This is a genomic window from Blastomonas sp. UPD001, assembly GCF_003426715.1.
Taxonomy (GTDB): Bacteria; Pseudomonadota; Alphaproteobacteria; order Sphingomonadales; family Sphingomonadaceae; genus Blastomonas.
Genome location: NZ_QKVT01000108.1, coordinates 1 through 6,589, shown reverse-complemented (window position 1 = coordinate 6,589; position 6,589 = coordinate 1). Strand labels below are relative to the sequence as shown.

Below are 6,589 nucleotides of genomic sequence, written 5' to 3'. Positions count from 1 at the left end.
GACGGCACGCGCTGGTTCTGGGAGCCCGGCATGGGCGAGCTCGACCTCAAGGGGCTGTACCGGCTGCTCAAGGAGCACGAGTTCAAGGGCTGGATGTCGATCGAATATGACGGGTCGCCGGACCTGCTCGCCTCGATGGCGCTGACGCGCTACTATCTCGATACCGAGCTGCGGCCGATCTACGATTGATCGCCAGGCAGCCGGCCGGGCCCTGCCGAGCGGATCGAGCGGCCGCGCGGGGTCAGCTTGTCCGGGCAGACCGGCGCAGGGCTTGGGGCGGCTGGCCATATTGCCGCAGGAATGCCTCGCGCATCCGCCGCAGGTCGACAAAGCCGCTTTCCCGCGCGATCCGGTCCATCGGATGGCGCGTGTCCTCGATCATCAGCCGGGCCGCCTCGAGCCGTATCTGCTCGATCGCCTTGGCGGGGGTCTGACCGGTTTCGGCGCGAAAGGCACGAGAAAACTGCCTGGGCGACAGCGCCGCGACCGAGGCCAGCTCTTCCACCGTGAGCGGGTTGGCCAAATGCGATCTGGCGAAGATCAGCCGCAATATCGTGTTCAACAATGCGGGCTTCATGGAGTTCGACGATGTGTCAGGGCCCGTCGATGACGAGGTCGCGCAGCAGCTGATCACCACCAACCTGCTCGGCCCGATCCGCGTGACATCGGCGCTGATCGAGCATCTCAAGACGCGTCCGGAGGCGACCGTGCTCTATACGAGCAGCGTCCTCGCCTTCGTGCCGATCGCCAGCAATGCCATATACTCGGCGACAAAGGCCGCGCTGCACGCCTATGCGCTGTCGCAGCGCTTTCAGCTGCGCAACACCAATGTGCGGGTGCAGGAAATCGCGCCGCCCTGGGTCGATACCGACCTGATCTACAAGAGCGGCGACCCGCGTGCGATGCCGTTGCCCGAGTTTGTCGAGCAGACGCTCGCCGCACTGGCCACCGATGCGCCCGAGGTCATTGTCGAGGCGATCCGCCCGATGCGCGACAATCCCGGTGCAGGCGAACACGCGCTGTTCGAGGCTTTCAACCAGAGCCTTGTCGAAAACCCCATTCCGACCGGCGTCTGACGCGCGCGCGGCGGCCTTGCCATCGCTAGGGACTGGCAAGGCCGTCCGTGTACCGTCGCAGCCCCGGCCCGGCTCGATGCGAGGCCGGGCCAAGGCGGAAGCGGGCGTCAGAAGCCGATCCGCAGCGACACGCGTGCGTTGAGCGCGAGATTGCCGTACTGTTCTTCCGCACCGACTTCGCCGGCGAGCGCAAAGCCCTGCTGCCCGCCGACCAGCCGCAGCCAGCCGATCCAGCCATCGCTGCGCGCGTCGGGCAGCAGCGTGAAGGCCGCACCGTCCTTGAAGCGGGCGGTGGTCTCGCCGAGCGAGCCGCCGATGATCTGGCGGCGACCGCCCTCGACCTCGGCGCGCATCCAGACATCGTCAGCGCGCAGGCTGCCGAACTCGTATCCCGCCACCAGCGTGCCGTTGACGGCCAGTTCGTCGCTGCTGCGCTTGTCCACGATCAGGTTGAAGGCATTGCCGCCGCCGGTCTCGGCATAGCCATTCTCGTCCAGCTTGTAATAGTCGATCACCGCCGTCGGCCGCAGGATCAGGCGCTGGCCGATCCGCGCCTCATAGCCGAGCCCCGCCGAGGCGCTGTACAGATCGCCCGACCAGTCGGCTTCGGCGCTGCGCTCGACAAGCTTGCCGTTCAGCATCTGCGCGAAGCGGCGCGTCCCGCCGAAATCGATTCTGGCCGCCGACCCGCGCACGAAAGCGCGCACCGGGCCCCATTGCCCGCGCCAATGTGCCGCGAGCTCATACTGGTTCGCGCGGATTTCGCCGCCGGTCTGCTTGTTGTCGTTTCGCCCGTTGAGATAGGCGATCGACAGGCCGATGGCGCCGAAATCGCCCGCCTTGAGTTCTGCCCCGCCGGTCGCACCCCAGCCTGAGGTGTCGAACGATGCGGTCTGGCCGCGGTCCTTGTCGCTGCCCCAAACGGTCTGCTGCAGCCAGAAGCCCCAATTGCCCTGGTCGCTATAGGCCGCCGCCGGATCGGTGAGGAACCGTGCGGTGGCGCGCGAACCCTGGGTCACCGTGGCGAAGGTGCCGCCGGCATGATCGGGCAGCATCTGCTGCATCACCGCGCGGGCTTCGGCGGCGGTCGTGGTGGCCAGCAGGCTCGCGGCGACATCGCCGTCGCTATCGACCGCCTTGAACACCGCATCATAGGCGCGTGCCTGCGACCGCGTGAAGGCAAGCTCGCTCGCCGCCTTCGGCTTGATCGCGATGCTCACCACGCCCGCAGCATCGTTGCCGGTCACCGTCGAGCTGAACAGATAGGGCAGCACGACATCGGCGCTCGTCAGATTGGCGCTGCCGCTGAGCTGGCCTGCGGTGAGGATCTGGTAGGTGCCCGCCGACTTGCCGAAGCTGGTGAGGTTGACCGCGAGCTTCGATCCAGCCGCGATGGTCGCGCTGCCCGCCACCGCGATGCGCGTTACGGTGCCGGTCTTGCCGTCGATGGTCACGCCGAGCGTGCCCTTGTCGGTCACCGACAGCGATGCGATCTGCACGGTGCCGGGCGCGGTCAGCTGCAGCGTGCCGCCTGCCACGGACACTGCCGCCTGGCTGGCATTGGCTAGCGTCCCGCGAAACAGCGAGGTCCCGCCGAGCGAGAGCGTATCTGCTCCGCCGCCCAGATCGAGCGCGCCGACCAGGCTCGCCTTACCCGAAAGCTGGACCGCGTCCGCGCCACTGCCGAATGTCGCATCGCCGGTCAGCGCGGCGTCGCCGCTCGCGACCAGCCGGTTGTTGCCGCTGCCGAAGCGCATCGCACCGGTGACGGAGCCTGCGGAAATATCGACCAGATCATTGCCCGCACCCAGCCGGATGTCACCGGCGATCGAAGGCTTGCTGCCCGCGCTTGCGGGGGTCTGGCGGAGGGTCGCGCCGGTCGCGTTGGCCGAAAGGTCGATCGCCACGGCCTTGCCGTCGCCGGGCTTGGCGGCGCTGGCGGAGATCGTGCCGCTGTTGTCGAGTGTCGCCAGCGTGCCCGACAGGTCGATGATCGCTGCTGCCGCGCCGTCGGTGGCGGCGGTGGCGGCGATGCGGCCGCTATTGGTCAGCCGCGTCATCGATCCGCTGCTCTCGATCACGATCGCGCGCGCCTGGATGGTCGCGGCAGAGCCGCCGCTCGCCTCGATCGTGCCGCTGTTCTGCAGCGCGGGTACGCTCGCCTGCGCACCGATATGCAGCGCGGTGGCATTGCCGCCATTCGACTTGGCCGCGATGGTGCCATTGTTGAGGATTCCGCCCGCGATCGTGGTCTTCTGGCCCAATCCGCCGATCGCCATGGCGATCGCAGCGACGTCCTTGTAGACGCCATTGCCCTCGATCCGCCCGTTGTTGACGATGCCATGGCCCACTGCGGCAGTGCCCGCGACCGCGCCGATCGCGACCTCCTGCGTCGCCGATCCGATGCGGACGGCGGGCGCGGCGCCATAGGAGATCACGCTCGCGGTGCCCTCCTTGGCATCCTCGACGCCATCCTTGTCCTCGTCCTTGTCGTCGGGCTTGAGGTCCTTGGGCGGCGCGTCGAACAGGATTCCGCCTGCGACCGATCCTGCGACACGCAGCGCTGGGCCGCCCTGGAGCAGATCGTCGGCATCGAGCTTGCTGGTATCGGCAGGCGCCGTGGTGCTGCGATAGCCGGTCGCGGTCACCGCCCCCTGGATGGTCAGCGCGCCGCCGATAGGGCCGCCGAGATCGATCGCGATCGCATTGGCCCCCATGGCCGAAACGCTGCCGGTCAGCGCGACATTGCCCGTGACGGTTCCGGCGCGGATGCCTGCGCTGTTGTCGCCCACCACCGTGATCGCCCCGCTGTGCGTAAGCGATCCGTTGAGCGGGCCTTCCAGCGCGATACCCGCGCTGGCATTGCCGGCGACGGTGATGCTGCCGGTGTTGACCACCGATCCGGTGAGCGCGCCGAGCGAGCGGATGCCGAAGCGGTTCTGACCCTGCGCCAGCGGCCCGTCGAGATCGCCGTCCTTGTCGCTGTCGGTGGCCTTGTAGGTCTCGTCGAGCGTGATCGCCCCGCTGTTGGTGACATTGGCGGTGACGCCTGCATTGGCGACGATCCCCGCCGCGTTGTTCGCGTCGGTAAGCTGGATGGTGCCCTCGTTGGTCACCGCATGGTTGGAATTGATCGTCACCGCGACGCCGGAGGTCGGCTTGATCGACCCTGCGGAGGTGATCTTGATGCTGTCGGCGCCGCCATTGTTGGCGCTGCCGGTGGCGATCGGGGTAGTGCGCGCGGTGGTGACCGTGGTTTCGGCGAGCGCGCCGTGCATGGGGAGGAGCAGGACAACGGGAGTCAAACAGGTACAGGCCAGCAAGAGGCGCATGTTCGTCCTTTCGGCTTTTCGGGGAGGGGAGTGTGTTCATTCCCAAGACGATGCCGCGAGACGAAACCCGCATTGCAAATGTCAGGCAGTAGCAATTAGTGTTGGAACGCTTTGATCAGAAGGAGAAATCGGCCCCGATAGAGATCGTGCGCGGCCGCAGCGGCGTGATCTGGTCGCCCTGGATCAGCGTGAAGGGCGAACCCATGGCAAAGCGGTTGCCCCGGCTGTCGAGCAGGTTCGACGCCCGGATCCAGAACGACCGGCCCTGCCGCGCGAGCTCCACCGACAGGCTGGTGTCGAGCACATCGCCCTGGCGCACGCCCAGGACAGGGCCGATGCCCAGCCGCGAGCTGCCGATATAGCGCAGCGATCCGCCCAGGCTCAGCGTCTCGCCCGCCCGGACCTCGGTCTTCCAGCTTGCGCCCAGCCGTCCCGACCAGCGCGCGACATTGGGCAGGTCGTTGCGCTCCACCACCACCGCGCCCTCGGGCACCGCCGCTCCGCCTGCGGTGCCGCGATTGGCCGTGACCAGAAAGATGCGTGGCGAGGGCGCGGTGAGGCGGCTATCCGCCCACACGCCCGAGGCCTCGATGGTGAAGCCCGGCAGCGGCCGCCAGGCCAGATTGGCGTCGAGCGTGACGATACGCCCGTTGCCGATATTCTCGGTTGCGGGCAGGCCGTCGCTGTCGATCAGATCGGCCTGGATGTTGCGCCAGCGGGTGTGCGCGAAAGTTGCATCGGCGCTGAAATTGCCGCTGTTGAATGCCAGCCCGGCCTCGATCGCCGAGACATTGTCGGGCAGGAAGCGCCGGATCATGTCGTCGCGCACGCTGATTCCGCCGGGGCGGAAGCCCTCCTGATAGCGGACATGGCCCGACAGCGCGTCGGAAAAGCGATAGCGCAGCCCCGCGCTCGGCAGGAACGCGGTCTGGCTGCGGCTGCGCGCTAGCCGGAACGCCTCGAGCGTCAGCGGCTGTTCGAGCGCCTGGCCCGAAAGCCGCGCATGGGTGAGCCGCCCGCCCGCCATCAGCACCAGCCGCCCGGTCAGCGGCAAAGCGAGATCGGCAAAGCCGGTCGCCTCCTCGACCCGGTTCTCGATCCCCGAAATCGCCGAGACGCGCGCGAGCTCGCCGCGCGCGCGGCGGATGCGATAGCGGTTGCCGAGCAACTGGCCGCCGACCAGCCAGGTCAGCCCGCCATCGGTCATTCCCGACAGGCGGGTCTCGTTGGCGATCAGGCGCGTCTCGCCGCGTTGGCGGAACAGGCTGGGGGACTGGCCCGGCTCGCTCGCATCGAACGTCTCGTCGAGATCCAGCCCGGTGATCGTGGTGGTGGTGAGCAGCTCGAACGTGTCCCAGGCCTTGCTGATCGACACCTGGCCCAGCCGGAAGCGGTTGCGAAAGGGCTGGGCAAAGGGGCTTGCGCGGTCGAGCCGGTCACCCAGCCGGTCGGCATATTGGCTGTCGCGCCCGTCAATGTCCTGCGCGGCACCGACCAGATCGATCGTCCAGCCGTCGCCCGGCTCCAGCCTGGCGATGATCCGTCCGCCGGTGGTGTGCACCCGGTTGATGTCGTTCTTCTGCCGCAGCCGGTCGTCGATATAGCCGCCGTCGCGCCCGGCATAGACCACCGCGCGCAAGCCAAGCTTGCCCTCGATCACCGGCACGTTGAGCATCGCGCTTGCATCGAACGATGGTTCGCCATGCCAGGTCGCGGCGACCGAGCCAGACTGCGCCGCCTGCCAGTTCTGGCTGTCGGGCATGTTGGGCAGCAGCCGGATGACCCCGCCCAGCGTTCCCGCGCCGTAGAGCGTGCCCTGCGGCCCTTGGCGGATCTCGATGAGATTGAGGTCGATCAATCGGAGATCGGGATCGGGCGCGTTGTAGTTGAGCCGCGCGGTGCCGAGATACTGGCCGACCACCGCCTGGGTGGGGCCGTTGAAGCTGGTATCGGCAATGGCGCGCAGGAACAGCCGGTTGCGCCCCGGCCCGAGCTGTGTCGATCCGAGCCCCGGCACGCGCTCGGCGAGCGCATCCGACCCGCGATTGTGCGCGTCGATCGCGAACTGGCCGTCCAGTGCGATCAGGCCTTGCTCGCGCGCGGCGCTGATTTCGGCAGCCGTTCGCACGCCCGTGACCACGATCTCTGCGACGGGCGGCGAAAGGTCGGCGGGCGCCGCCA

Annotated in this window: 4 protein-coding genes and 1 pseudogene; 2 read left to right on the top strand and 3 right to left on the bottom strand. The window is 68.1% G+C overall.

Annotated elements, in window-relative coordinates:
• Window positions 1-189, top strand: a pseudogene (locus tag DM995_RS19270) (sugar phosphate isomerase/epimerase family protein); the annotation flags it as partial.
• A 52-nt stretch (window positions 190-241) separates the two neighbouring features.
• Here the strand turns inward: DM995_RS19270 and DM995_RS19265 are convergent.
• Window positions 242-523 carry a helix-turn-helix domain-containing protein gene (locus DM995_RS19265; RefSeq protein WP_232824566.1) on the bottom strand — a complete coding sequence of 94 codons (282 nt, stop codon included), beginning with the start codon at window positions 521-523 and terminating at the stop codon, window positions 242-244.
• On the opposite strand from DM995_RS19265, the gene DM995_RS19260 reads away from it, so the two are divergent.
• Window positions 507-1,076 (top strand): SDR family NAD(P)-dependent oxidoreductase, encoded by a 570-nt coding sequence (locus DM995_RS19260; protein WP_232824565.1) that lies wholly within the window; start codon window positions 507-509, stop codon window positions 1,074-1,076. The two genes, DM995_RS19265 and DM995_RS19260, sit on opposite strands and share 17 nt — an antisense overlap.
• 107 nt (window positions 1,077-1,183) lie before the next feature.
• On the opposite strand, the gene DM995_RS19255 is transcribed toward DM995_RS19260, so the two are convergent.
• Both DM995_RS19255 and DM995_RS19250 read right to left on the bottom strand, forming a co-directional pair.
• Complete coding sequence (locus DM995_RS19255; RefSeq protein WP_116970722.1) at window positions 1,184-4,408, bottom strand: autotransporter outer membrane beta-barrel domain-containing protein; 3,225 nt, start codon at window positions 4,406-4,408, stop codon at window positions 1,184-1,186.
• Window positions 4,409-4,523: 115 nt separating this feature from the next.
• The coding region (locus DM995_RS19250; protein WP_116970721.1) for a TonB-dependent receptor at window positions 4,524-6,589 on the bottom strand (2,066 nt) is incomplete at its 5' end.